Origin of the sequence: Spirosoma rhododendri, assembly GCF_012849055.1 — a bacterium.
GTDB classification, from domain to species: Bacteria; Bacteroidota; Bacteroidia; order Cytophagales; family Spirosomataceae; genus Spirosoma; species Spirosoma rhododendri.
The window spans coordinates 5,190,369-5,216,315 of record NZ_CP051677.1 but is presented as its reverse complement, the minus strand read 5'-3'; the positions used below and the strand labels follow the sequence as shown (position 1 = coordinate 5,216,315).

Sequence of the window (25,947 nt, the reverse complement as noted above, 5' to 3'; positions counted from 1 at the left end):
ACCTACAAATGCCCAACTGGTTTCTCGGAAAAATCCGTTATCAGCAGCCTATCGACGACGCGACCGTCGGGACGCGCAACGAAGAGTTTATCAAGCAAAAGAACGTCACGGAAGCGTATCTGGTCGACGCCGTTAGTTATACCGACGCCGAAGGTCGGCTTTATCAGGAGATCGCTGCCAACACGCCGGAGTTTGAGATTACCAACATCTCGCGCATGAAACTGGCCGACGTTCTGATGATCGAAGACGGCGGGGAGACGTGGTTCAAGGTGAAGGCCCTGTTCATCATGGACGACGAAAAAACCGGCAAGCAGAAGAAAACGCCGAGCGTGATGCTGGTCAATGCCGAAACGCCGAAGCAAGCTTACGAGCGCGTGGAAGTCAGTTTGAAATCGTCGCTCGACCCGTTTGAGATCACCGACGTCAATATCACCAAGATTCTGGACATCTTCCCGTATAACGAAGAAGAGCAGCGTAACCTGCGCCCGCTCGCCGAAGTCGTCAGCGAACAGGAGTAGTTTCTTTACACAGAATTATAGGATTCTATCAAAGAGGTCGGACTTCCAAGCCCGACCTCTTTTGTTGTCATTAGACAGCCTACAAACGAGTGACGCTTACTTTACGTCGTCCGGACTGTCCGACTTGCCGTACATGTTCCGGCGGAACTCCGCCGATGCTTTGTAGGGTGCCTTGCGCGCCCGCTGAATGGAACCCAGCGGACGGTGGGCTGCCAGCCCGTGCCAGGGGCTGAAATACATTTTGTCGTCTACCACAGCCGCCTTTTCGTCGGTCCATCCTTCCTGCGGAGCAATCGTCAGCTTACCAACCGTGAGGTAAGGGCTTTCTTCTTCCGGCCATTCCACCGACGCATCTTCCACCGGCATTTTTTCGATATCGGTCGATAGCTGTACCCCTAGTTCCCACTCGCCACCGTTGGTGGCGAAAAAGTCCTGCAAAAGATGGCGCAGAGCGTCGTCGTCGTGGTCGATATCGATGGGCTGGTCTTTGAGGGCCGTCAGGTTGGGGGTGACCGGCGTCAGCGAAAACTTGGCCATATACTCACCGTAGAGGAAAGCCCCCTGCGAGTAATACGTGTCGCCCATTGGGTGGGTGGCCAGTTGTCCGCCCATACCAGCCATCACACCGGTGTCGGAGCCGACGGCTTCGCCGATGGTACGCAGCACTTTAGAAAAACCTTCCTTAAACCCTTCCGCCTTGTTGGTCAGGGCGTCGAACCGCTTGAGGCCGCTCAGAAAATCTTTCAGTTTTTGCGGGAAGATCGGGCTATTTACCAGAATAAAGTCCTGGGTTGTCGACTCGTCGGCACCGGGCAGATGCTCACCTTCTACGCCCGCTACTTTGATGGAAATACCACGGGGTGTCGATACGCTGTCGGGCAGTACGTCGCCCGGCTGGGTCGAAATGCGCGCTACAATCGAGTACGTGCCCGGTTTGGCGAAAAAGCCCTGCGCCAGGTAATCGGGCAGGTTGTCGAACACCTCCAGTTTACCCTTCAGCAACGCGTGGCTTTTGGCGTGTACACTGCGAATGGCGTGCCCCTGCGATTGATACGTTTTCTGCTGGATTTCGGCCATCGTGTCGATAATCTCCTGGATGGTTTCGGCCTCGTCGGGCGCAGGTTGCTCATACGAAGGGTCGTAGCGTAAGGGCTTGAAATTAGCGGGCGCTTGTGTCATTGGTTATTGAGTTTCTTATAAAAACCCGTCATATCATCCAATGTTTGGCTTTTCGTTACAACCGGGAACAGCGGGGTTCGGCCAATAACTGTACCACTATACGTAACACGCTGATTACGTTGGCATGGGCATAAAAAAACGGGTAGGCAAACTACTATTGGACTACCCGTTTCACCTGACTTTTCTGATTCTGCTTACAGTGCAGCGCGTCGCTTCACGCCCCTCGAATCGATAACATCGACCGTTTTGACCTGCGGACTAATCGGCAGCGACCGGCCCGACTGCGACAGAAACGAGTTGCCGTAGCTGAGTTCGACCTTTTGTTTTTTGCCGTCGGCGTAGGTCAGCAGGGCCGATGCATCAGTTGGTTTGAGCCGGACGGTGGGGGCGGGTTTGCTGTTCTGGAATACGCACAGCCGACCCCGGTTCTGCGACGCGACCAATAGCTGACGGCCCCGCGCGTCGGTGAGTTGCGCCAGCCCCTTGGCGTCGCCGGGGACGTAGAAGCCGCTTTTGGCGATGGATTGGGGTGCAAAGCCACCGGCACCGTCGCCCCGGAGCCATAGGCCGTTCAGGGCATCGTACCGGCCAACCAGTACTTCGCCACCGTAATCGTTACCAACCAGCATCAGATCCAGATTCCCGTCGCGATCGACGTCCTGCGCCACCATGCCGAAGATCGGGCCAAGCTGGGCGAGGTCGGGGAGGGGGTGGATGGTAAAGGTGCCGTTGCCCTTGTTTTCGACGTAGGCCGACTTCAGGTAATTGGCTTCGAGCACCGTCGCTTTTTCGCGTTCTTCGGGCGTCAGCAGCTTGTCGATACTGGCCTGCGTAAAGTCTTTGTACAGCGGAAACCGCTTCCGCATCACGATCATCTGCTTGATGAGATCGTCGCGACCGTGCAGCGTAAACTCCCGGCTGACGCCGTTTTCGTCGGGAATAAACAGCGTCGGGATAGCGTCGTAGAAACCGTTGTTGTCGAAGTCGCCCGCGTACATCCGCACCGGTTCGCGCTCCGACGCCCGCATCCGCGCGTTCAGGCCCAGGTTCCCCGCCACGTAATCGATGTCGCCATCGCGGTCGAAATCACCCGCGACCAGACTGTTCCACCAGCCCGTTTGCCCGGTGAGATCGGTTTTCAGGGCTTCCAGCTTTTTACCGGTCTGGTTTTTCAGGATGGTCAGCGGCATAAACTCCCCGGCCAGCATCAGATCGGGCCAGCCGTCGTTGTCGGCGTCGGTCCAGAGCGCGTCGCAGACCAGCCCGGCATTGACCAGCGCGGGGGCAACGGCTTTGGTTACGTCGGTAAAGCGGGGCTGACCGGGTTTGGAATCGTTGCGCAGCAGACAGCTCGACACCGGTTTCGGGTAATGATCGGGTTCAATACGCCCGCCAACGAACAGATCAAGATCACCGTCGCGGTCGAAGTCAACGGCTTTCACGCACGACTTGCTGACGGTGTTCGTCGGTAGCGCATTCACCGTCAGGCTGAACTTGCCTTTGCCGTCGTTGAGATACAGCCGATCCTGAAAAGTAGCCGAGTTGGGCTGCCCTTCCACGCTGCCGCTGGCAATGTATAGGTCGGTGTCGCCGTCGCCGTCGGCATCGAACAGCAGCGTACCCATGTCTTCCTGCGCCTTGTCTTTGGCGTTGCCTGATCCGCCGTACATCGTCCCGGCAATGGCGGGTTCGGGTAGCAAATCCTGCTCGGCAAACGTCGGCTTGCCATTGCGAAGGGTTTGCACCAGAAAATGTCCTTTGTTGAGCCGCGAGCCACCGATAAAAATATCGTCCAGCCCGTCGCCATTGACGTCGCCCACCGACACGGCTGGCCCGAACTGCGAGAGTTTGTGGGGCAGCAGTTTCTGCGTGTTGAAGTCGATATAGTCGGGTTCGTTGTGTCGGTACGCGATGTTCAGCGAGTCGGTAACGTCGGTGAACAGGCTGGCGGGTTGGGCGGTCGGCACGTAGGGATCGCGGGCGTTGCGGACATCGACGGTCAGCACCTGATTAACCGGCACGTTGCGTAGTACCTGCTGATGCTGCGGAGCGCCGTTCAGCCCCGGCCAGATAATCCGTACTTCATCGACCGTTTTCACGTCGCCCAGCCCGAAGTGCGCCACCGCTTCGACCGTCGACAGGTAGCCCCGGTACGGACTGTGTTCGTAGACCTGTTGCGCCTTGTTTTTGCCGTAGTGCAGTTCGACAATCGCGCCCAGACCCATGCGGTTTTGTCCCTCACCGACGAACTTCATCCGCAGGTAATTGGCTTTTTCGCGCTTACTCTCGACCAGATTGTTGCGGTAGACGAAGGCCGAGTCGTTGATGTTATTGACCACGTAATCGACATCGCCATCGTTGTCGAGGTCGCCGTAGGCCGCGCCGTTGGAGAACGACGGCGTTTTCAGCCCCCACTTCTCGGTCACGTCCTCAAACGTCGGCACGCCCGACTCGCCCCGGTTGCGGAAGGCGTAATTGCTGATTTTGATGACCGGAATCTGCGCCAGCAGAAAATCTTTCGGCGCAACCGACGAACTCTGCGCCCGGAACGAGGTAAAGTCGCGGTCGGTAACGTCTTTCGGAAAGCCGTTGGTAATCAGCAGGTCGCGGTGGCCGTCGTTGTCGAAATCGAGTAGGCTGGGGGTCCAGCTCCAGTCGGTTTCGGCGACATCGCTGAACAGGCTCACCTCGCTGAACACCGGGTGCGTGCCGCCCGAATCGGTGCGGGCCATACCCTGATTCAGTTGCAGCGTGTTACGAACGAACTGGTACGTGTGCTTGTACTGATCATTGTTGAGATAGGTCTGGTAGTTGTTCGGCCCGACAAGCATTTTCTTGCGGTAGTTGTCGCGCGGCAGCATATCCACCGCCATAATATCGACCAGCCCGTCGTTGTTGATGTCGGCAATATCGTTGCCCATAGCCGAGCCGCTCGTGTGCTTCACGTATTCGGGAGCGCGATCGGTAAACGTCCCGTTCTTGTTGTTGATCCAGAGCAGGTCGTCGCTGAGGTAGTCGTTCGTCACGTAGACGTCTTTCCAGCCGTCGCGATTGATGTCGGAAATGTTGATGCCGAGTCCATAGCCTTCGATCTGAATACCAGCCGGTTTCGAGACATTGGTAAAGACTGGGTGGCCCAGCGTAGGGTTCGGGTCGTTGCGGTAGAGCCGGTCGGTGGTGATGGATGAGCCGTCGGTCAGGCGGGCGCGGTAGGCGTTGGGGTACTCCTCGATGGTGTTGGTCAACACGTAGAGGTCGAGGTCGCCGTCGTTGTCGTAGTCGAAGAAAGCCGCGTTGGTTGTGTGGCCGTCGTCGGCAATACCGTATTCTTTCGCCATCTCGCGGAACACTGGCGGCTGCCCGTTTTTCGCCCCCTGATTGACAAACAGCATGTTCTCCCGCCGGGCAGCTACCTTACTCACCGTCGCACCGACGTAGATGTCGAGCCAGCCGTCGTTGTTGATGTCGACCAGCGCGACGCCCGAACACCATTTGCCACCCCCGCCGACGCCCGCCGTTTTGGTGATGTCGTCGAATTTAAACTCGCCCTTGTTCAGGTACAGCCGGTTTTCGACCTGATTGCCGGTAAAGAAAATATCGGCCAGCCCGTCGTTGTTGAAGTCGCCAATGGCCGTGCCGCCCCCGTTGTAAATGTACTCGAAGTCGATGATGTTCATCGTGTCGTTGTCCACGATGCGATTGGCAAACGTAATACCGGTGTCTTCGGCGGGAAGCTGCGTAAACAGCGGTTTGTCGCAACTGGTCAGCAGGAGGGTAAGCAGAACGAGCAGGGCAGTGGGTTTCACAGAAACGAAGAGTCAGGTTACTGATAAATCGTGATGAACGCAGCCAGAACGGGTATTTCTAACAGATCGTAGCTGACAAAAATACGCTTCAGCAAAGATAAATCATAACGATTGGGAGGGCCGAAGGTGCGGTCTTACTGAATTTGCTGAACAGCAAAAAGCCTGGCCCGGTGGCTGTTTAAGCCACTGAGACCAGGCCATCATATAGCTGCCTGCTGCGTTACGCTGCTTCGGGTGGTGCGGGAGCCGCCACCGGCTCGTTGACCCATCTCCGTACGTTGGTCGCACTGGCCCCTTTAGGTGTCATCTTGATCTCAAACGTGACCTTGTCGTTTTGCTGGATTGAATCAATCAGCTCGTTCTGGTGCACAAACACGCTTTGCTGGCTCTGGCCGTCCTGAATGAAGCCGTAGCCCTTCGATGAGTCGAAGCGAGTTACCGTTCCCCGGCGCGTAAGATCTTCCGGTGGCTCGGCTCCCCGCCGGGCTACACTGATAGCGATATCTTCCTGCGCTACCGTACTGCGACGCTGTGGGTTCGGTGGGGTGTTGGTGATGTTGCCATACTCGTCAACATACGCCATCATCTGATCGAGACCCTGCCCTTTGCTGGCATTCGCCTTCCGGTCTTCGCGCTTTTCCTGTTTATCCTGCTTTTTCTTCTGCCGTTGTTTTTCTTTTTCTCGTTTACTGAAGGTCTCGCTTGATGCGCCCATAGTTAGTTGGTTACTAGTGTGTAAAATGAATAGTCCCGGCCAGTGTAGTACCACCATACGCAATCTGATCCTGTACAAAGGCAGGCAAACCGTATGCGTGAATCAACACTACTGAGCCGGACTGAAATCAATCGGTAGCAAATCGGAACAAGCCTGTTTGCCTGAAACAGGTGCCGGATACGAAAGAAGCTGGGGGGTGATTTCCTAATTAGTAACTGAGCCGCACGCGTATAAGTTCTCTTGTCATCTATGTCGTTTCAGACTGCGGGATGGGCTGTCATTGCTTGGCAGTTTTCGCCTTCCGACGCGTCCATTTTTGCGGATCGACCAGCGGTTCGGGGTAGTTCCGGCCCAGCGTAACGCCCCATTCCGCCAGTTCGTCGGGATTGTTGAGCGAAAGGAGTTGCAGTTTATCGGCTGGGACAGCCGCCAGCTCGGGGCACCACAGCCTGACGTACTCGCCCTTCGCGTCGTACTTCGTCGCCTGGGTGTAGATGTTGAAATACCGGTCGTTGCGCGGGTCAGCCCCCACTTTGGCGACCAGATTCCAGTTGCCCCAGTTGCTAGCCGGGTCATAGTCGATGAGCCGGCTTTCCATGTACGCGGCCCCCCACGGCCACCACACGCTCAGGTCGGGTTTGCCGTCGCGGGTGATGAGCAGGCTGGCGACGTTCTGTCGGGCGCGGTTGGATAGGTAGCCTGTCGCGTTGAGTTCGCGCATGGCCGCGTCCACGAAGGGGATGCCCGTTTGCCCGGCGGCCCATTTTGCAAACAGGTCCTTATCTTTTACCCAGCCTTCCGTAGATACCTTGCGCGGACCTTTTGCTTGGAATAGTAGCGCACCCTGCTTAGCTGCCTGAAACCGGAAGTAATCCCGCCAGATCAGCTCGAACACGAGCCAATAGGTCGACACGTTCTTTTTGCGTTCCTGCTCGTAGCGTTTCACTTCCCAGTACACGTGCCGGGGCGACAGACAGCCGTTGGCCAGCCAGGCTGAAAACTTGCTTGAATAATCTTCGCCCAGTAACTGATTGCGGGTGTACTTGTAATTGCGCAACTGATCGCGGGTCCAGAAATAGTCGTTCAGCCGCGCCAGTGCTTCCGTTTCGCCACCGGTAAACTGGATAGCCGCCCGCTTGTCGATGCTGGGTTTTGTCATGCCCAGACTGGCAAAGGTCGGTAGCTTTCCCACCGTCACATCTGTCGGCAGGGGGCTGATGGTTGGTTCGGGTAACGCCTGCCGGACGTGGGCTTCTTTTTCACAGCCTTTCCGAAAGTCACGGTAGGCGTCGGGTAGTTCGGAAACGTCGAACGGCAGATCATCGATGTGATACAGCGACAACATCCAGAACAGCCGCAGGTCGACGCCGTCCGATTTGAGCCGCTTGTCGAGTTGCTGCTCCAGGTCGATTTCTTCGGTGGTGGCTTCCTGACCGGCGTAGACGGCCGTTGCCTGCTGCTCCTGCGCCAGTTTCGCAATCTCTTCGACCGGATCGCCGATCCGAATCAGCAAGTCGCTACCCCGTTTGCGGAGCGATTCGCGCAGATCATGCAGCGATTCGAGCAGAAACCGGACGCGGTGTGGACCGGCTTTGGGTACGTCGATGTCGGGAAGCGGGGCAACGGATTTGGGGTCGAATACGAAAACGGGCAGAACGATGTCGGCGTCTTCGTAGGCGCGGTACAGCCCTTCGTTGTCGTGCAGGCGCAGGTCGTTGCGAAACCAGTAGATGATTGTTTTCTTCATGCAGCGCGGCCCCGCCCGTTGTCGGATCGGGGTCGTGCTGCTACAAACGGCTTGTGTTGGTTGAAGGTTAGACGGGTGCTAGCTGGCTACCAGCGACAAGGATTTGTCGGGAACTGTCGCCGGTTGACGCAAGCGGTTGGCAATGGCCGTAACTCCTTCGCGGTAGCTGGTTGGCTGCATACCGAACGCCCGCTCAAATTTGTCGGAGTTGAATACGTAATCGCGGTCGTACTGGTAAAATACCTCCGCTACGTTTTTCATGAATGGCATAAACAGACCCAGTAGCTGCGTCACGGTTTTGGACACGGTCAGGTAGCGGTCGGGTACGCCAAACACGTCGGCGGCCAGGCTGATGTACTCGCGTCCGGTCAGCGCGGGGGCGGTGGGCAGGTGCCAGATCTGGTTGTCGCTGTCCGGCTGCTGCCCCAGCAAATACATCGCTTTGCCGATGTCGGGCAGGTAGAGATAGCTGTGCCGCTTATCGACCCGGCCGAGCCACTGCGCCCGCTGCCCGTTGGCAAACTTGTCGAGAACGGTGGAGTCGTAGAAACTGCTGGCACCGCTGCCGTAAAAGTCCGGGCAGCGCGCAATGCTAGCCCGCAGGTTTCCGGCCCTGACCTCGTCCATTAGCGTCGTCGCTGTCTGGGCCTGCACCTCGCCTTTGGGACTCATCGGATTGTAGGGCGTCGTTTCGGTCATCGGCCCGTCGACCAGTCCGTACATGTACACATTGTCCAGAAAAATCAGCCGGGCCTGATTGGCTTTGGCGACATCGATGGCGTTGCGAACGATGGTTGGCCACTGCTGCCGCCAGACATTGCTGTCGTAGGGCAGGCCGGGGCAGAGGTACAGCACGGTAGCGCCCTTCGTGGCCCGTGCTAGTTCGTCGTAGTTGAGCAGGTCGGCGGGTTGCCAGCTTACGTTGGGCGCGTCGGTGGTAATGGGTCGGCGGCTGATGAGCCGAACGGGTAGTTTGGCGTTGATTAATTCGCGGGTCAGTGCGCCGGATGCGTGTCCACCGGCTCCTAAGATCGTATGCATGACGGTATCGGTTTGGCTTGTGATTGATGTGACAAAGGTGCCGCCGGGCCGGGTGCCGAAACGATAACAAAAGATAAGGAATGCGCTTACCGCGGCCGGATGCGGTTGCGGATACGGCTCATGCTGACCGGCGTAATACCCAGGTAGTTGGCGATGTAGTGTTGTGGCACGCGCCGAAGCAGTTCTCTGTGTGGCCCTTCCAGCAGGGCCAGGTACCGCTCTTCGGGGCTGAGCAACAGCAGGCCCGCCATCCGTTCTTCCAGCGCGACCATCAGGTACTCGGCCAACAACCGCCCGAATCGTTGCCAGCCGCTGCACGTGTCGAATAGACTATGCAGCACGGCGTAGGGAAAGCTGATGCAGGTGGTAGGGGTGAGGGCTTCGATGGTGACCGGCGAAGGATGGCCCGTTACGCAGCTCATGTAGGCCCCGGTAAGCTGGTGTTCAAAGAAGAAATACGTCGTTCGCTCCTCGCCGTCTTTTGTGTAGAATTGCCGTAGTGCCCCGTCGAGTACCATCCCGATCCGGTCGGCTACGATGCCCTGTTGGGCGAATGGTTGCTGCTTTTTCAGGGTCACGAGCGTCAGGTGCGGCACCAGCCGATTCCATTCTTCGTCGGACAGCGTAGTAAACTGACTGATCTGTTGACGAAGCTGAACGGTGGCCTGAGCAAGCGTATACATAACGGTGACGGGTTTGGTCGGGAAAACTAACACGATACCGGTTTTGTCGTACAGGATTTCGAGCTTTTATGCGTACTAGTTGCAAATCTTGACAGGTAATTCTACTTTTGATCTGTCTATGAAACGCGCTCTTTTTCAATTGTTCAACGTCCTGATGGCCTGCGTCGTGCTGCTGAGCAGTACCGGCTTTGGCCTGGTTGAGCATACGTGTCAGATGCGCGGCAAGAAAAAGACGGTCGTCGTTGCGTTCAGCGCACAGACACCCGCAAAAGCCTGCGCCAGCGATGCCCAGGCTGCACCGACCGGCCAGACGATGGTCAAAAAAACCGACTGCTGCGACGATGACTTGTCGTATGACAACGTCGAAACGTCATCGTCGCTGAGTCAGCTGATCGCGCACTTCGTTAAGGTCGTTGCCGAAGCGGTTGTGACGGGTGCCGTTGCGCTCGTCAGGCACCTGCTGGGCTGGCTTTTCGACCAGCAAAGCGCCCTCGCCAGTGCGTTTCATTCCCCACCGGTTGCCCTCTCCGGGCGTGATATCCTCACGTTCGTGCAGACCCTGCTGATCTGATTGGTTCGATTCGTCAAGTCCGGCCTGTATTCCCGCGATGCAGCCGCTCTTCTGTTTCGTTTACCAATTTGATTCTTCATGCACTATCTTTTTCTGGGGCTGATGCTGGCGGTGTCCCTGCCGGTTCTGGCGCAGTCCGATACACTTTCCAATCAATCAAATCAACACACCGACACGCTGCGAACGGTCGTGATGCTACGCGGCACAGTTGGCGAAACGGTCGATACTAAACGCGTACCGCTCGTCGGGGCTAACGTCTACTGGCTCGGCACGACGGTTGGGGCAGCGACGGACTCGCTGGGGCGGTTTGCCCTGCCGGTGGTCGATTCGGTTCGGCGGCTGGCTATCAGCTACGTTGGTTACCAAGCCGATACATTAACGATTGCCGACCCAACAAGGCCCATAACGGCAACGCTGCGGGCGGAACGGACACTGGCAGCCGTAACCGTTTCGGGGTCGCCGGGGCAGGTCGACCGGATCAACCCCATTCAGACCGAGCTTATTACGCAGCGAACCCTCGCCAAAGCCGCCTGCTGCAACCTGTCGGAGAGTTTCGAGACGAATGCGTCGGTGAGCGTGTCGTTTGCCGATGCCGTGACGGGGGCCAAGCAGATTCAGTTTCTGGGGCTGGGCGGGCAGTATGTGCAAACCAACGTCGAGAATATTCCGACCATTCGCGGACTGGCGACGACCTTTGGGCTGAACTACATTCCCGGCACCTGGATCACGAGCATCGACGTTGGTAAGGGGGCGGGGTCGGTGGTAAACGGCTACGAGAGCATGAGCGGGCAGATGAACATCGAACTGCAAAAGCCCGACTCGCCCGATCGCCTGTTTCTCAACGGTTACGCCAACAGCTTCGGGCGCTTTGAAGGAAACGTTAACTGGTCGCAGCCGATTAACAAGAAGTGGAGTGTCGGGGTGCTGGGCCACGCCAGCACGCAGCGGGCGGAACTCGATCAGAACGGGGACGGCTTCCGCGATCTGCCGCTTTACACCCAGCTCAACGCGATCAACCGCTACAAGTATAGTAGCGACCGGTTTATGGCGCAGTTTGGCGTGAAAGCCCTGTACGACGACCGCGATGGGGGCCAGCTATCGCGGTACGGCCCGACGCGTTACGACTTCGGCAACACGACCAAACGGCTCGAATTCTTCTCAAAAACGGCCATTCTGTTCCCCGACAAGCCGTACAAAGGGCTGGGCCTGATTCTAAACGGACTGACCCACGACCAAACGGCTAACTTCGGTTTCCGGCCATATTCGGGGCAGCAGCGCACGTTCTACGCCAACCTGATTTACCAGAACATCATTGGCAACACCAACCACACCTACAAAGCGGGGCTGAGTTACCTGCTCGATGATTACCGCGAGTCGCTGGCCCCGATTCAGATGAGCCGGACTGAGTCGGTGCCGGGCGTGTTTGCCGAATACACCTACACCGACTCGGATAAGCTGACGCTGGTGCTGGGCGGCCGATTCGATTACCACAACCTGTTCGGCGCGCAGCTAACACCCCGCGCCCACCTCAAATACAACCTCAACGACCACCTGACGTTGCGGGCGTCGGGGGGAAGGGGCTTTCGAGTGCCGAACCTGCTGATCGAGAACTTCGGCTACTTCGTCAGTTCGCGCGCCATCATCAACGACGCGACGCTGCAACCCGAAATCTCGTGGAACTACGGCCTGAGCCTGAGTCAGGATTTTCAGCTGCTGGGTATGAAATCATCGTTCGTGGCCGACTTTCACCGCACGACGTTTGAGAATCAGCTGATCGTTGATGTCGATCATCCCCGCGAAATTTACTTCTACAACCTGAGTAGTCAGGGGCGGGGTGGGCAGTCATACGCCAACAGTTTTCAGGCCGAACTAAACATACAGCCCGCCCGCCGGTTCGATGTCAAGTTGGCGTACCGGTTGTTCGACGTGCAGCAGACGATGGGCGGACCGTTCGGCGAGTCGCGGCTGCTGCCCAAGATGATGGTATCGCGCGACCGGGTGCTGCTGAATGCCGGCTATGCACTGCCGTTCGACAAATGGAAGTTCGACGCGACGCTGCAATGGAACGGTCCCCGCCGGATTCCGTACCTACGCGAAGGTTATGTCCACACCAGCTACGAAAATATGCCTACGGCCTATTCGCCCGGTTTCGCGACGTTGTACGCGCAGGTCAGCCGGGCGTTTCGTAGCGGGTTTGAGCTGTATCTGGGCGGTGAAAACCTAACCGGCTTCCGGCAAACCGACCCAATAATAAGCCCCAACGACCCGTTCAGCACCAGTTTCGATGCTGGTTCGCGCGTGTGGGGACCCATCACGGGGGCTATGGTGTACGTCGGCTTCCGCTTCAAACCCCAACGCTGATGACCACGCTGACAATCCGAAACATGGTGTGCAACCGCTGCAAACGGGTCGTACGCGACGAACTTGAAGCGATGGGCCTGACAGTGGGCCGGGTCGAACTGGGCGAAGTCGAGATCGGCGAACTGCCCCCGTCTGTAACGATGGACGATATCCGGCGTGTATTGCAGGATAATGAATTCGACCTTGTCGACGACCGGCGGCAGTCGCTGGTGGAGCATACGAAAGTCTTGCTCATCAACGAAATTCAGCATCTCAAAGGCGAACGCCTGCCGACCGAAAACATCTCGACCTTTCTGGAGCGTAAGCTGGGCTACGAATACTCGTACCTGAGCAGTCTGTTCTCCGCCAGCGAAGGGCAGAACGTCGAGAAATACGTGATCGCGCTGAAGATCGAGAAAGTAAAGGAATGGCTGCGGTACGGCGAACTGACGCTGAGCGAAATGGCATGGCGGTTAGGCTACAGCAGCGTGCAGCACCTGTCGAACCAGTTCCGGCAGGTCGTCGGCCAAACGCCGGGCCAATTCCGCAAAGCCGCGCAGGTCAACCGACGCAGCCTCGATACGCTGTAGCCCAGTAAATGTAGCCTGGACGTCCACGTCCGGGTGCCCGTCAGGGCAACTACGCAGGCGGCAGCTGCTTGGTCGCTATCGCGCCCACTCGGACGTGGACGTCCAAGCTACAGTTTGTCGTCTGCGCCTTCTAGGTGTGGACGGTCGCGAAGTAGCCAAAATGCCACCGCCCTGAATGGTTGCCTTGGAGCGTCCACCAGACCTAGACCCACGCGTTGGCCGGTCCAAGCTACATGGTCCAGTTGATAACGTCCCGGAATTCTGTAAAAACGGAATTCGTTGTAGCGGGTTATTTTAACAGATCAACGTTGGTCATTAAAACTACCTGACAGCATGGAAGCTATGCAACACGAACACACCCACACCGACACTTGCTTTGATTGCGCTGAAACCTGCGAGCGCTGCGTGACAGCTCTGCTCGAAATGGGCGAGGAAGACAGCAAAGGCCACGACCTGACCGCCTGCATCAAACTCTGCCGCGACTGTGCTGACATCTGCACGCTCTGTGGCCGACTGGAAGCCCGTGGTTCGCAGTTTATGAAGTCGTATATGACCGTCTGCGCCGAAGCTTGTGAAGCGTGCGCGGCCGAGTGCGAAAAACACGCCGATCACGTGGCCCACTGCAAAGCCTGCGCCGAAGCCTGTCGCAAGTGTGCCGAAGAGTGCCGCGCGATGGCAGCATAAAACAGGTTTACGGTTTACAGTTTTCGGTGGTTAGGTGGAATCTCCGATCACCCGTCCCGCATCCGTCCTCACTTTCCATCTGAGAGAAGCCCCTCTCCCGTTTTGGGAGAGGGGTGGGGGGTGAGGGTAATTTACAAATACAACCTATGAAAAACGTTTTCTCAATTCTCCTCTTACTAGCCGTAGCCCCGTTCGCTCAGGCCCAGCACGACCACCATGCCGGGATGAACATGAGCATGGCTAAAGACACCACTATGCCAGGCGAATCCATGCCGGGCATGAATATGCATGGTGCTAACCACGGCCTGACGATGGACACGACGATGGGCAAATCCATGCCGGGCATGACCCATTCGCTGTCCCGGAATCTGCCGATGAACCGCAACGGGTCGGGAACGTCGTGGCACCCCGACAACACACCGATGTATGCCTATATGACGCCAACCACACCGAAAGGCTGGTCGTATATGATGCACTACGCGATCTACCTACGCTACACGGGGCAGAACAGCAACAACCCCGATGGTCGTGGACGGGCGAAGCAGTTCGGCGCACCCAACTGGTTTATGGGGATGGCGCAGCGCAAAGTGGGTCGGAAGGGCTTGTTTCAGGCGCGGGCTATGTTCTCGTTCGACGCGCTGACGGTCGGGAACGGGGGTATCCGCTGTTGTTTCAAACCGGGGAAAGCTACGAAGGGCGGCCCCTGATTGATAAGCAGCACCCACACGATATCGTATCGGAACTGTCGGTTAGCTACAGTCATTCGTTTAACCGCGATATGGACCTGTACGGCTACCTGGGCTACCCCGGCGAACCCACCATTGGCCCGCCCGTATTTATGCACCGCATTTCAGCTTTCGGCATATCCGACGCTCCGCTGAGCCACCACTGGCAGGATGCCACGCACATCACATTCGGCGTCGCGACGGTAGGTTTCCGTTACAAATGGGCGAAGCTCGAAGCGTCGACGTTCAAGGGGCGTGAACCCGATGAGAACCGCTACAATTTCGATCGGCCCCGCTTCGATAGTTACTCGTACCGCCTGTCGGTTAATCCGTCGCCGTCGCTGGCGTTTCAGTTTTCGCAGGGATTCATCAAAAGCCCGGAAGTATTGCACGGCGATGAAGACGTGTTCCGTACGACGGCGTCTGTGCTGCACAGCAAAGGGCTGGGTCCGCAGAGCTATATCACCTCAGCCTTCGTTTTCGGGCTGAACGGACACCCCGGCGAAGCCCACACATCCGGTCGGCCGGAGAACTCGTTTCTGGCGGAAAGCAGCCTGCAACTGAATAAAGTCAATTTCTTTGGCCGCTATGAAAACGTCGGTAAATCGGCGGAAGAGCTGGTGCTGCTAGGAGTTGGCAATTCGCCGACGCCCGATGCTTTCCGCAGCAATCCTGTGCTAACCATCAACAGCCTGACGCTGGGTATGAACTACCGCATCGTGCAATACAAAAATACCGACCTGGTGTTGGGGGCGCAGACGACGCTGAGTATGCCGGATCAATTGTTGCAGTCGGTATACGGAAAAATGCCCGTTTCCGGCGAAATTTACCTGCGTCTATCGCCGAGCCTGATGACGATGGCGTCGATGCGGGGCATGCACAAAATGAACGGCCGCTCCATGAATGGAATGCACCATTGATATAAAAATTGCGTTTAACGTATATCAGGCAAGGCTTGGCCTGCCATCAATATGAATGTTAAACATTGAACTTTAACCGTTAAACTTACTGTCCAATGATTCGTAACCTGTTTCTGACCGTTCTTACATCGCTGATGTTGTTCAGCATCACGTTTGCCGGCCCCCGCGACGACAAAGACAAAGAAGTAAAGATCAAAACGTCGGCCGTATGCGGTATGTGCAAAGCGCGTATCGAGCGGAATCTGGCGTTTGAGAAAGGCGTCAAAGAAGCGAGTCTCGATGTGAAATCGAAAGTCGTCACGATCAAATACAACCCCGCGAAAACCGACGTAGCCAAACTAAAGGCTAACATCAGCAAAACGGGGTACGATGCCGAGGACGTAGTGGCTGATGAAGCAGGCTACAACAAACTACCCAGCTGCTGCAAAAAAGACAGCGAAATGAGCCATCAATAAAGTTGTACAGCACAAATAAGAAAGCGGCTGGTTCTTCCGAACCAGCCGCTTTCTTATTTGTAGCGCGTGTGATGTCAGGTCTGGGAAATGCTAATACGCTTTCAGGCCGTTGTCGAGGAATTTGATGAAGTCATCCGGCTCGTAATCGGCCCCTTGCGGCTGCACCAGTTCCTTGCCGTCGTTGCCAAGCAGCACGTAGTAAGGCTGCGAATTGGTGTTGAATCGGCTGGCCTGTAGATCGCTCCACTGATTGCCAATCGTTTTGATCGTTTTGCCACTGTAGCTCGACACACGCTGCTCAGTGGCGGGCAGTTCAGTTTTGTCGTCGACATACAGCTGAATCAATACGTAGTCATCGCGCAGGCGTTTCAGCACGTCTGGCTTGGGCCATACGGCCATTTCCATCTTCCGGCAGTTGACGCAGGCATGACCCGTAAAGTCGATCATAACCGGCTTGTTCATTTTCTTGGCGTAAGCCATCCCTTCGTCGTAATCGAAAAAAGCGTTCAGGCCCAGCGGAGCTTCAAACAGATCACCATACTTCTTGGCTGGCGTAGTGCCCGTTTCAGCGACCGGCGCAGCGAGCAGCGACCGGGTGTATAGATCAAAATCCTGCGTTTGCTGGGGGGGTAGAAAGGCCGAAACCGATTGCAGTGGAGCGCCCCAGAGACCCGGAATCAGGTAGAGCGCAAAGGCCAGCGAAACGATTGATAGAAACAGCCGGGGCACCGAAATACTGGTCAGCTCACTATCGTGCGAGAAGCGCAGTTTACCCAGCAGGTAAAAGCCCAGCATGCCGAAGATAATGACCCAAAGCACGATGAACACCTCCCGGTCGAACCATTCCCAGTGGTAGGCCAGGTCGACGTTGGAGAGGAATTTCAGGGCCAGTGCCAGCTCCAGAAAGCCCAGTACCACTTTCACCGAGTTGAGCCAGCTACCCGACTTCGGCAGTGACGTCATCCAGGAGGGGAACAGCGAAAACAGCGTGAACGGCAGCGCCAGGGCCAGCGCGAAGCCAAACATGCCAATTGCCGGACCGAGTAGTTCGCCCATCGAAGCCGCCTGAACGAGCAGCGTACCGATGATTGGGCCGGTACAGGAGAAACTCACCAGCGCCAGCGTGGCGGCCATGAAGAAAATGCCTATCAGACCGCCCTGATCGGCTTTAGCGTCCATTTTGTTGGCCCAGCTTGTCGGGAGCATGAGTTCAAACGCGCCGAAAAACGACGCGGCAAAGACGACCAGCAGCAGGAAAAAGGCAAAGTTGAAAATACCGTTGGTCGACAGGTCGTTCAGCGCATCGGCACCGAAAATTACCGTAATCAACAGGCCCAGCGCCACGTAAATGACAATGATCGACGCGCCGTACAGCAGCGCGTTGCGAATGCCCTTCGCCCGTGTGCCCGACTGCTTGGTGAAGAAGCTAATGGTCATGGGCAACAGCGGAAAAATACAGGGCATGAAAATAGCCGCGAAGCCACCGACTAGCCCGGCTAGAAACGTTACCCACAGCGAATCTTTCACCGGTTCAGGCGTTGCCCCGACGGTTGGCACGTCGGCGGGAGCAACGGTACTCGCTGCCGTGTCGATGGTTGCAGCCTGCGGAGTAACGACGGTACTGCTGGTGGGTGCAACGGCGGGCGTCTGCTCAACGGGCGTAAACTCGATATCGGCCGTCGAAACGGTATCCTGCGCCAGAAGTGGCACTGCGGCAAACAGGCTGATAACCAGCCAGAGAAGCGCCAGCCACGCCCGGCTCCCGGCTAGTATCCGAGGGTAATGCATAGTGGTAATGACTTATTTTACGGGGATACTGAACGCAACTTCATCGGGCGGCAAACACTTGTGGTCGTTACAACTCATGTATTCCAGTTTGCCCTTTACCGTAACGGGTCCGTTGCCTTTCAGCTTGACCTTTTGCTGGAAAATCACCGAATTCTCGAAATAGCTCACCTCCATATCGAAGGTCTTCTCCAGTTTGGTGATCGGTTTCGGCTCCTGCGTTTTGCTGACCAGCGCGTAAGCTGGTGACGAATCGAAGGTGAACGACGTTTTGATCGGCCCGCCTTCCTTTACGTTCTGCGAATAGATGTGCCAGCCTTTGTCCATCGTAGCTTTCAAAAAGACAACGGCTTCGGTTGGGCTCGTCTTTTTGGCGGCATAACTCCAGTGAACCGGGTTAATAATCTGCGCCTTCGCCGACACGGTTGCCAGCAGGACGAGGCTGGCCAGAACAAATTTTTTCATGGGGGTGAATAACGGCTCCAAAGGCCATCTGATGAATAGTATACGCTCTTAACCTCTATCAGCCTATATAACGTTCGATTTGGGGCTGATAATCGTCTGACTCCGGCTTTTTCTTCGGGATCCTGAAATAGGTTCATAGCGCCGACCGCAACCTGAAATTCGCGCGAACGCACGGCTATCTTTTCGACAGGTTCAGCAGCAGGCTTTGCAAATCCTGGTTAATTGACCGTACCGACGATTGCAATTGGTTGAGCATATTGGCCCGCGTGTGGAGGTCGTCGGCCCGGTAGGCTCCGCCCGTTCCAAAGTACAACGCCTGGTCGCTGGCCGACGTGCCGGGCAACACATAATCGAGCCACCGCTGCCGCACATTGTAAGCGATGACGTGCTGACTGCTGTTACTGAAGGCTTTCTCGTGAAGCACATACCATACCACCGGCGGATAAGCGGTCGACTGATCTTTTGCCAGCCAGATGTCGGTCAGCAGGTTACGGGCGTGCTGAAACGGTATGCGCCGGTCCGACGAAAAAGCGGCCACACCGCCAAGCCCGGCGCTGACCAGACCACCACTGATAGCAACCGCTTTGTTGGCATTGTCGCCCGCGATGAGTGCCGTTGCAACGGTTGTAATGGCACCGACCACAACCGAGCCGATCGTCAGGCGACGAACACGCTTGGTATCTGCCTGATCGAGGTACGTAGCCAGCTGATCGGCGCGTTCGCCTTCGCAATCAAGCTCAGCGGCCACGCTGGATACCTGTGTCTGGGCCAGCAGCAACCGGGTTTGTATTTGCTGCCGGAGCCGGTCGGCTTCCTGCGTTGTCACCTGCGTGGTTAGTTGCCGGAGCAGTGGAATGATCGCAACGGCATTAGCGATCAGCAGATCGTGGCGGGAGAACTGCTGCGTGAGCGCCGGACTGACGGCCAGAACGGAGTCGAGATTGGCGATCGGGCGGGTCGACGCATCGTACGTGTACGCCAACGGCGGATCGCAGTAGGTACTCGTCGCTCCCGTCTGATTGATTCGGAGCGTAGCCGATGAACAGGCGACCGATAGGGCAGGCAGCAGCAGTAAAGCAAGGCGTGATAGCGGGTGGGTCATGGGCAGAAAAACGACTGAAACGTGGAACGGCCGGGAGTTGCAAACCTACATCGTTCCAAACAAAATCAGTTGGAAACGGTCATGTTATGCATAGCTTGCGGCTACCTTATGACGTACGAAAATACCCTTGCCTTCGCCCGGCACCTCGATCAGACCGACGCGCTGGCTCCGTTCCGGGATCGTTTTTTTATTCCCCAGCGCGACGGGCGCGACCTGATCTACCTGTGTGGTAACTCGCTCGGTCTGCAACCGAAAGCCGCCCGGCAGGCGCTGAATCATGAACTCGATACGTGGCAGAACCTCGGCGTAGAAGGCTGGTTTGAACAGGCCGACGAACGCGAGCGGGAAGGAGCGGGGCGACCCTGGCTGAACTACCACGAGAGCTGCAAACAGGCACTGGCCGAGATCGTTGGTGCAACTGCCGCCGAGGTATGCCCCATGAATGCGCTGACAGTGAACATCCATCTGCTGCTGGCGTCGTTCTACCAGCCTACGGCGACAAAATACAAGATCCTGACCATCAAAGGCGATTTTCCGTCGGATCAGTACGCGCTTGAAACGCACGTGAAGCACCGGGGTTTTTCGCCCGCCGACGCAATCATTGAAGTGGCTCCGCAGGATGACCAGTTGATTCACACGACCGATATTCAGCGGGCTATTGCGGAGCATGCCGACGAACTGGCGGTGATCTGGCTCAGTGGCCTGAATTACTACACCGGGCAGGTTTATAACATGGCTGCCCTGGCGGCAACGGCGCAGCAGCACTGCATTCCGATCGGGCTTGACCTGGCTCACGCTATTGGCAATGTGCCGGTGCGCCTGCACGACTGGGGCGTCGACTTCGCCACCTGGTGCTCGTACAAATACCTCAACAGCGGTCCGGGGGAATTTCGGGGGTGTTTGTTCACGAAAAGCACCACGATCAAAACCTGCCCCGGCTGGCAGGGTGGTGGGGCTACCGCGAAGACGAACGCTTCAGGATGACGCCCGGATTCGTTCCGGCCCCCGGTGCCGACGGCTGGCAAGTCAGTACGCCACCTATCCCGGCGCTGGCGCTGCACCGGGCTGCGCTCAGTGTTACGGCCGAAGCGGGGCTGACGGCCATGCGGCAGAAGAGCGAGCATCTGACGGGCTTTCTAGCCTACATCATTTCGCAGTACGACGCTATTCAGCAACTGACGCCCGATGAATTTAGTCAGCGTGGGTGCCAATTGTCGTTGCTCGTGCGAAAGCAGGGGAAAGCCTTGTTCGATCACCTCACCCACGACGGAATCATCGGCGACTGGCGCGAACCCGATTGTATCCGGCTTGCCCCGACTCCGCTCTACAATTCGTTCGAAGACGTCTGGCGGGTGGGGCAGTCCCTAAAGCGGTTTTTCAGCCCGGTCAGCTAATTCCGCTTCGACCAGCATCCCGACTCCTTTGTAAATCCGGCGCATGGAGTTCTCTATCTGACTCCAGCCCTCTTCAGTACTTAAATCGATGTCGAGAATACTGCGCTTTTGCTGACTCATAAACACCAGAAATGACATGGCACACGTGATGATGGCGGTGAATGGCCGGGCATTCTGAGCGCTCTTTGCGTTCAGGACAGCCGCAATCTGATCGATAGCCTGCCGGAGCATACCGTTTCGCTCATTCGTCAGCGGGTTTTTTGCCAGCTCGTTGCCCATCAGATCAGCCCGCAGAAACTCCAGCATGTAGCCGTCATTTCGCAGAGTCCGGTATTCCCGCAGCGTATGTTCACAGACCGTATCCATGATCTCGGCAATCGACATACGTTTCAGGGCCTCGACGTCGTAGGAGAAGTGGGGCCGGGGCGTTGTTTTGCGTAGATAATACGCCTGGAGCAACCCCTCCATACCGCCGAAATAACGGTATATCAGAATTTTGGTGATGCCCGATTGCCGGGAAACTCGGTTGACACCCACCTGATCGAGGCCATCTTCGGTAATAATCTGCTCGACAGCGTCGAGTAGACGCTGCTCCGTTCTAGTACGATCACGTTGCATAGATAGGTCAATGAAGTTACGTTCATATACTTAATAGGCACAAAGTTGGTATAGCAAGCTCGTATGGCAAATTAAATTTAGGCAGCAGGTAAGTATAATTACTTATTGTGGCGCTTGAGTAATGTCGGGCTGGCTAAAACGCACATTGCGCTTCAACCCGTCCAGCTTGGTTCGTTTAACTGCCGATCGCCGGAAAATTTCGCGGAATACGTCCTCCGTAATCTCTTCCCAATCGGTGCGGCTGAACTGCGCCAGATCAGGGTGCGGATCGAAAGCGGGCGTCTTGTGGGGCGGGAAAAGCGGTTCCAGGGGCATACATCCTGGCAGATGTCGCAGCCAAAAATCCAGTTATCGAACTGCCCCTGCACCTCCGTCGGGATAGCGTCTTTCAGCTCGATCGTGAAATAGGATATGCATTTGCTGCCGTCGACCACGTAGGGCCCGACGATAGCGTTGGTGGGGCAGGCGTCCAGGCAGCGGGTGCAGGTACCGCAGTAGTCGGTGATGGGGCCGTCGGGTTCCAGTTCAAGGTCCAGAATCAGTTCGCCGATAAAAAAGAACGAGCCGATCTGCCTGTTTATCAGGTTGCTGTGTTTGCCAACCCAGCCCGTTCCCGATCGTTGCGCCCAGGCTTTGTCCATGACCGGTGCCGAATCAACAAAAGCGCGTCCGCCGACTTCGCCGATAACGTCACCGATATACGTCATCAGCTCTTTCAGCTTGTCTTTAAGCACAAAGTGGTAGTCGGTGCCGTAGGCGTACTTCGATAGCTTGTAGTCGTCGGGTTGCTGGGGAAGGGGTTCGGCGGGGTAGTAGTTGAGCAGCACCGTTACTACCGACTTGGCCCCGTCGACAAGCAGACGCGGATCGAGCCGTTTGTCGAAATGATTGGCCATGTAGTTCATCTGTCCGTGCATGCCGTTCTTCAGCCAGCTTTCGAGCCGGGGGCTTCCTCTTCCAGAAAGTCGGCCTTCGCGACGCCACAGAAGTCGAAGCCAAGCTCGATTGCCTTGACCTTGATCAGCTGTGTATGGCGTTGTACGGACGAATGCATAATCGATAGGACGAACTTTCGGCATAACACCAACCGGCAGCCAAAAATTCGAGACCCCGCGCTGACCGCCTGACCGGCGTACCGACATATTGGCAGATGTATCGATTTTGGCCGATCTTTTGTACACTGGTCTCCATGAATTTCTGGAAGCGAAACAGATACTCAACCATGACCAATCCCGAACAAACGGACGAGCAGTCCATCCCCAATACACAGCAGCCTGACAACCTGACCAACGACGAGCTAAGCAGCGACGAAGCCGTAACCGTCAACGGTGGCGAAGCCGCTGAAACCACTGGCGCGTCTGACAAAACGTCGGCCGAAATGGCTGAACTGAAAGACAAATACCTGCGGCTCTACGCCGACTTTGAGAACTTCCGTCGCCGGACAGCCCGCGAAAAGCTGGATATGATTAACAGCGCCAACGAAGGGCTGATGAAGTCGCTCCTGCCCGTCATCGACGATTTCGAACGGGCCATGCAATCGATGAACGCCACCGACGATGGTACCGCCGTGAAGCAGGGTGTCGACCTGATTTATACCAAACTGACCAAAACACTGGAAAGTAAGGGCCTGAAACCGATGACGGTGAAAGGCGAACCCTTCGACGCCGATCTGCACGAATCGATCACGCAGTTTCCGGCCCCCAGCCCCGATCTGAAGGGTAAGGTCATCGACGAAGTAGAAAAAGGGTACTATCTCGGCGACCGGGTTCTCCGCTTCGCCAAGGTGATTGTGGGTAATTAATGGCGAAAGAGTGAAAGAGTGAAAGAGCGAAAGCTGTCTATGTCGGCAATCGCTCTTTCGCTCTTTCATTCTTTCACTCTTTATAATATTATGGCAACGAAGCGCGACTATTACGAAGTTCTGGGGGTCGATAAGAACGTCTCGGCAGACGACCTGAAAAAGGCGTACCGCAAGATGGCGATCCAGTTTCACCCGGATAAAAACCCGGACGATCCGTCGGCCGAGGAAAAGTTTAAAGAGGCTGCCGAAGCCTACGACGTTCTGAACGATCCGCAGAAAAAAGCGCGTTACGACCAGTTTGGGCACGCCGGTATGGGCGGTGCGGCCAGCGGTGGCTACGGTGCCGGTGGGCCATCGATGGACGATATTTTCAGCCAGTTTGGCGATGTGTTCGGCGACGATTCTCCGTTCGGCAGCTTCTTCCGGGGCGGTCAGGGGGCGGTGGGCAGCGGCAGCGCGTCCGGCGCGGGTCTGACCTGCGTATCAAGCTGAAACTGAACTTGCAGGAGGTTGCCAACGGCGTCGAGAAAAAGATCAAGGTAAAGCGGCACGTCACCTGTACGACCTGTGGCGGCAACGGTTCCAAAAACGGCACCGCCGTGCAAACCTGCTCGACCTGTAGCGGTACCGGACAGACCCGTAAGGTTGTTAACACGATGCTCGGTCAGATGGTGTCGACCAGCACTTGCCCGACCTGTAACGGCGAAGGCAAGCTCGTCACCGACCGTTGCGACGTTTGCTTCGGCGAAGGTCGCGTGTTGCAGGAAGATGTTATTCCGCTCAAAATTCCGGCGGGTGTTGCCGAAGGCATTCAGCTATCGGTGGGTGGTAAAGGCAACGTGCCGCCCCGTGGTGGTGTTGCCGGTGATCTGCTGATCGTTGTGGAGGAAGAGGAGGATGCCGACCTCAAGCGCGATGGCAACAACGTCGTGTTTGATTTGTACGTCAACTTCGTGGATGCCGCCATTGGTACCAGCGTTGAAGTGCCAACTATCGACGGTAAGGCCCGGATTACGCTCGAACCCGGTACGCAGAGCGGCAAGATTTTGCGGCTGAAAGGAAAGGGTATCAAAGAGCTGAACGGCTACGGCCGGGGCGACGAGCTGGTACACGTCAACGTCTGGACACCCAAACAGCTGTCGTCGGACGAGCGGACGATGCTGGAAAAACTGCGCAACTCGCCGAATTTCCAGCCCAAGCCGAACAAGAACGAAAAGGGCTTCTTCGACAAGATGAAAGACTTTTTTCACGGTTGAATCAAGAACCTGATAAGCCAGTAAATGCGAAGGAGCCCCAGTACGGGGCTTTTTTGCTGTTGGGTAGTTTGTGTCGTAAAATCGCTTCCTTGCCTGTTATCACTTAGTATTGCCGCATGAAAACCCTTGTCTGTACAACCCCCGGTCAGCTCGACTACCGCACCGATGTTATGCCCGCCCCACAGCCTGGCCACGCGCTCGTTCGCATTCGGCGCATCGGCATCTGCGGCACCGATTTGCACGCCTTCGACGGATCGCAGCCGTATTTCAGCTATCCCCGCGTGCTGGGTCATGAACTGGCGGGTGAACTGATATCGGTCGATGGGGATACGGATTGCCGGGTGGGCGAAACGGTGACGATCATGCCATACTTTCACTGCGGCTACTGCGTGGCTTGCCGGGCGGGGAAAACCAACTGCTGCGAACGGCTACAGGTGGCGGGGGTGCATATCGACGGGGGCATGACCGAGTACCTCACCGTACCGACCTATGCGCTGCTGCCCGGCAACGGGCTAAGTCTCGATCAGCTGGCGCTGGTGGAGCCGCTGGCGATTGGCGCGCACGGCATTCGGCGGGCGGACATCCAACCCGGCGAACACGTGCTGGTGATGGGAGCGGGGCCGATCGGGCTGGGGGTGATGACCTTTGCCAAACTGGCCGGGGCCACCGTGACGGCCCTCGATCTGGCCGACAACCGGCTGGCTTTCTGCCGGGACCGGCTGGGCATTCCCCACACGGTAAACGCCCGCGCCGACGATACAATGGAACAGATTCGGGCGATCACCGGGGGCGACATGCCCACCGTTGTGATCGACGCGACGGGGAGCCTACGGGCTATCGAACAGGGGTTTTCGTACCTGGCGCATGGCGGTCGGTATGTGCTGGTGGGGTTGCAGAAAGGTACGATCAGCATTAGCCACCCGGAGTTTCATAAGCGCGAAGCCACCCTGATGAGTAGCCGCAACGCCACCCGCGCTGATTTTGAACAGGTAATGAATGCGCTGAAAACGGGGGCCGTCGATGCCGACGCGTTTATCACCCACCGCGTCGATTTTGATGAAGTAGCCGCCACGTTTACCGGCTGGCTCGACCCTTCGGCCGGGGTGATCAAGGCAATGGTCAGTCTGTCGTAGACGGGCAAACCTTTGGGTATTCTACTGGTTAAGTTGGCTAAGCCGGGATGCCCGGTACGCAACGTCAACTAAACCCAATACAGCAATGGCAACTCAAAAAATTCACGAACGCGACGACGTTAGCCCGACCGAGGGCGAGCATAAATACGGCGACGTCCAGTTTGCTGACCCGACTAACAAAAAGTACCCGATCGATACGCCGGAGCATGTCCGGGCGGCATGGTCATATATAAACCACGAAAAGAACGCTGATAAGTACCAGCCCGGCGAAGTGGAACAAATCAAGGCCCGCATCAGGAAAGCGGCAAAACAACACGGCGTCGACATCGAAACAGATTAGGTTTCAGCACTAGCCGCACAAGCTCTGACAGGCTGTTAAAAAAGCTCTTCAACACAGAGGCACAGAGCGCACAGAAAGT

The 25,947-nt window shown here is 56.7% G+C and carries 23 protein-coding genes and 2 pseudogenes; 14 read left to right on the top strand and 11 right to left on the bottom strand.

Annotated features, from left to right (window positions below; genetic code table 11):
* Positions 1-8 precede the first annotated feature (8 nt).
* Complete coding sequence (locus HH216_RS21720; RefSeq protein WP_169552765.1) at positions 9-518, top strand: DUF4494 domain-containing protein; 510 nt, start codon at positions 9-11, stop codon at positions 516-518.
* 96 nt (positions 519-614) lie between these two features.
* Here HH216_RS21720 and HH216_RS21715 read toward each other — a convergent pair whose 3' ends face one another.
* The 6 genes from HH216_RS21715 to HH216_RS21690 all read right to left on the bottom strand — a co-directional run bounded on the left by HH216_RS21715 (position 615) and on the right by HH216_RS21690 (position 9,689).
* Positions 615-1,697, bottom strand: a complete 1,083-nt coding sequence (locus HH216_RS21715; protein WP_169552764.1) for a catalase family protein — start codon at positions 1,695-1,697, stop codon at positions 615-617.
* A gap of 194 nt (positions 1,698-1,891) precedes the next feature.
* Positions 1,892-5,503 (bottom strand): FG-GAP-like repeat-containing protein, encoded by a 3,612-nt coding sequence (locus HH216_RS21710; protein WP_169552763.1) that lies wholly within the window; start codon positions 5,501-5,503, stop codon positions 1,892-1,894.
* A gap of 220 nt (positions 5,504-5,723) precedes the next feature.
* Positions 5,724-6,218: a cold-shock protein gene (locus HH216_RS21705; protein WP_169552762.1), complete on the bottom strand. Its 495-nt coding sequence runs from the start codon at positions 6,216-6,218 to the stop codon at positions 5,724-5,726.
* Positions 6,219-6,495: 277 nt separating this feature from the next.
* Positions 6,496-7,965 (bottom strand): DASH family cryptochrome, encoded by a 1,470-nt coding sequence (locus tag HH216_RS21700; protein WP_169552761.1) that lies wholly within the window; start codon positions 7,963-7,965, stop codon positions 6,496-6,498.
* Positions 7,966-8,043: 78 nt separating this feature from the next.
* On the bottom strand, positions 8,044-9,006 hold the full coding sequence (locus HH216_RS21695) for an NAD-dependent epimerase/dehydratase family protein (RefSeq protein ID WP_169552760.1): 963 nt from the start codon (positions 9,004-9,006) through the stop codon (positions 8,044-8,046).
* 86 nt (positions 9,007-9,092) lie between these two features.
* Positions 9,093-9,689 (bottom strand): Crp/Fnr family transcriptional regulator, encoded by a 597-nt coding sequence (locus HH216_RS21690; protein ID WP_169552759.1) that lies wholly within the window; start codon positions 9,687-9,689, stop codon positions 9,093-9,095.
* Between the two features lie 118 nt (positions 9,690-9,807).
* On the opposite strand from HH216_RS21690, the gene HH216_RS21685 reads away from it, so the two are divergent.
* The 7 genes from HH216_RS21685 to HH216_RS21660 all read left to right on the top strand — a co-directional run bounded on the left by HH216_RS21685 (position 9,808) and on the right by HH216_RS21660 (position 15,974).
* Entirely contained in the window at positions 9,808-10,260 is a 453-nt protein-coding gene (locus HH216_RS21685; protein WP_169552758.1) for an HYC_CC_PP family protein, read from the top strand.
* A 78-nt stretch (positions 10,261-10,338) separates the two neighbouring features.
* Positions 10,339-12,621 (top strand): TonB-dependent receptor, encoded by a 2,283-nt coding sequence (locus HH216_RS21680; protein WP_169552757.1) that lies wholly within the window; start codon positions 10,339-10,341, stop codon positions 12,619-12,621.
* Positions 12,621-13,190 carry a helix-turn-helix domain-containing protein gene (locus tag HH216_RS21675; protein ID WP_169552756.1) on the top strand — a complete coding sequence of 190 codons (570 nt, stop codon included), beginning with the start codon at positions 12,621-12,623 and terminating at the stop codon, positions 13,188-13,190. The genes HH216_RS21680 and HH216_RS21675 overlap by 1 nt, the downstream gene beginning before the upstream one ends.
* A gap of 333 nt (positions 13,191-13,523) precedes the next feature.
* Positions 13,524-13,874 (top strand): four-helix bundle copper-binding protein, encoded by a 351-nt coding sequence (locus tag HH216_RS21670; RefSeq protein ID WP_169552755.1) that lies wholly within the window; start codon positions 13,524-13,526, stop codon positions 13,872-13,874.
* A 146-nt stretch (positions 13,875-14,020) separates the two neighbouring features.
* Complete coding sequence (locus HH216_RS26305; RefSeq protein ID WP_254448563.1) at positions 14,021-14,581, top strand: hypothetical protein; 561 nt, start codon at positions 14,021-14,023, stop codon at positions 14,579-14,581.
* Positions 14,542-15,519 (top strand): hypothetical protein, encoded by a 978-nt coding sequence (locus HH216_RS21665; protein WP_254448562.1) that lies wholly within the window; start codon positions 14,542-14,544, stop codon positions 15,517-15,519. Before HH216_RS26305 ends, HH216_RS21665 begins: the two co-directional genes overlap by 40 nt.
* A gap of 95 nt (positions 15,520-15,614) precedes the next feature.
* Positions 15,615-15,974, top strand: a complete 360-nt coding sequence (locus tag HH216_RS21660) for a heavy-metal-associated domain-containing protein (protein ID WP_169552754.1) — start codon at positions 15,615-15,617, stop codon at positions 15,972-15,974.
* A 90-nt stretch (positions 15,975-16,064) separates the two neighbouring features.
* On the opposite strand, the gene HH216_RS21655 is transcribed toward HH216_RS21660, so the two are convergent.
* The 3 genes from HH216_RS21655 to HH216_RS21645 all read right to left on the bottom strand — a co-directional run bounded on the left by HH216_RS21655 (position 16,065) and on the right by HH216_RS21645 (position 19,326).
* Positions 16,065-17,762 (bottom strand): protein-disulfide reductase DsbD family protein, encoded by a 1,698-nt coding sequence (locus HH216_RS21655; RefSeq protein WP_169552753.1) that lies wholly within the window; start codon positions 17,760-17,762, stop codon positions 16,065-16,067.
* Between the two features lie 12 nt (positions 17,763-17,774).
* Positions 17,775-18,224 carry a protein-disulfide reductase DsbD domain-containing protein gene (locus HH216_RS21650; protein ID WP_169552752.1) on the bottom strand — a complete coding sequence of 150 codons (450 nt, stop codon included), beginning with the start codon at positions 18,222-18,224 and terminating at the stop codon, positions 17,775-17,777.
* Positions 18,225-18,399: 175 nt separating this feature from the next.
* Positions 18,400-19,326: a hypothetical protein gene (locus HH216_RS21645; RefSeq protein ID WP_254448561.1), complete on the bottom strand. Its 927-nt coding sequence runs from the start codon at positions 19,324-19,326 to the stop codon at positions 18,400-18,402.
* Between the two features lie 108 nt (positions 19,327-19,434).
* On the opposite strand from HH216_RS21645, the gene kynU reads away from it, so the two are divergent.
* Together kynU and HH216_RS26300 are read left to right on the top strand one after the other, a co-directional pair.
* Positions 19,435-20,310 (top strand): kynureninase, encoded by an 876-nt coding sequence (kynU, locus tag HH216_RS21640; RefSeq protein ID WP_254448560.1) that lies wholly within the window; start codon positions 19,435-19,437, stop codon positions 20,308-20,310.
* A complete protein-coding gene (locus tag HH216_RS26300; protein WP_254448559.1) occupies positions 20,307-20,720 on the top strand; it encodes a kynureninase/PvdN C-terminal domain-containing protein in 414 nt (137 codons plus the stop codon). Before kynU ends, HH216_RS26300 begins: the two co-directional genes overlap by 4 nt.
* On the opposite strand, the gene HH216_RS21635 is transcribed toward HH216_RS26300, so the two are convergent.
* Together HH216_RS21635 and queG are read right to left on the bottom strand one after the other, a co-directional pair.
* Positions 20,691-21,338 carry a TetR/AcrR family transcriptional regulator gene (locus HH216_RS21635; protein WP_169552751.1) on the bottom strand — a complete coding sequence of 216 codons (648 nt, stop codon included), beginning with the start codon at positions 21,336-21,338 and terminating at the stop codon, positions 20,691-20,693. The genes HH216_RS26300 and HH216_RS21635 overlap by 30 nt on opposite strands.
* A gap of 102 nt (positions 21,339-21,440) precedes the next feature.
* Positions 21,441-22,392: pseudogene (queG, locus tag HH216_RS21630) on the bottom strand (tRNA epoxyqueuosine(34) reductase QueG).
* 168 nt (positions 22,393-22,560) lie between these two features.
* Here queG and HH216_RS21625 point away from each other — a divergent pair.
* From HH216_RS21625 to HH216_RS21610, 4 genes and pseudogenes are all read left to right on the top strand, one after another.
* Positions 22,561-23,139, top strand: a complete 579-nt coding sequence (locus HH216_RS21625) for a nucleotide exchange factor GrpE (RefSeq protein ID WP_169552750.1) — start codon at positions 22,561-22,563, stop codon at positions 23,137-23,139.
* A 90-nt stretch (positions 23,140-23,229) separates the two neighbouring features.
* Positions 23,230-24,395, top strand: a pseudogene (gene dnaJ / locus HH216_RS21620) (molecular chaperone DnaJ).
* Between the two features lie 116 nt (positions 24,396-24,511).
* Positions 24,512-25,528, top strand: coding sequence for a zinc-binding alcohol dehydrogenase family protein (locus tag HH216_RS21615; RefSeq protein ID WP_169552749.1), 1,017 nt, complete (start codon positions 24,512-24,514; stop codon positions 25,526-25,528).
* 85 nt (positions 25,529-25,613) lie between these two features.
* Positions 25,614-25,868 (top strand): DUF6582 domain-containing protein, encoded by a 255-nt coding sequence (locus HH216_RS21610; protein WP_169552748.1) that lies wholly within the window; start codon positions 25,614-25,616, stop codon positions 25,866-25,868.
* Positions 25,869-25,947: the final 79 nt, after the last annotated feature.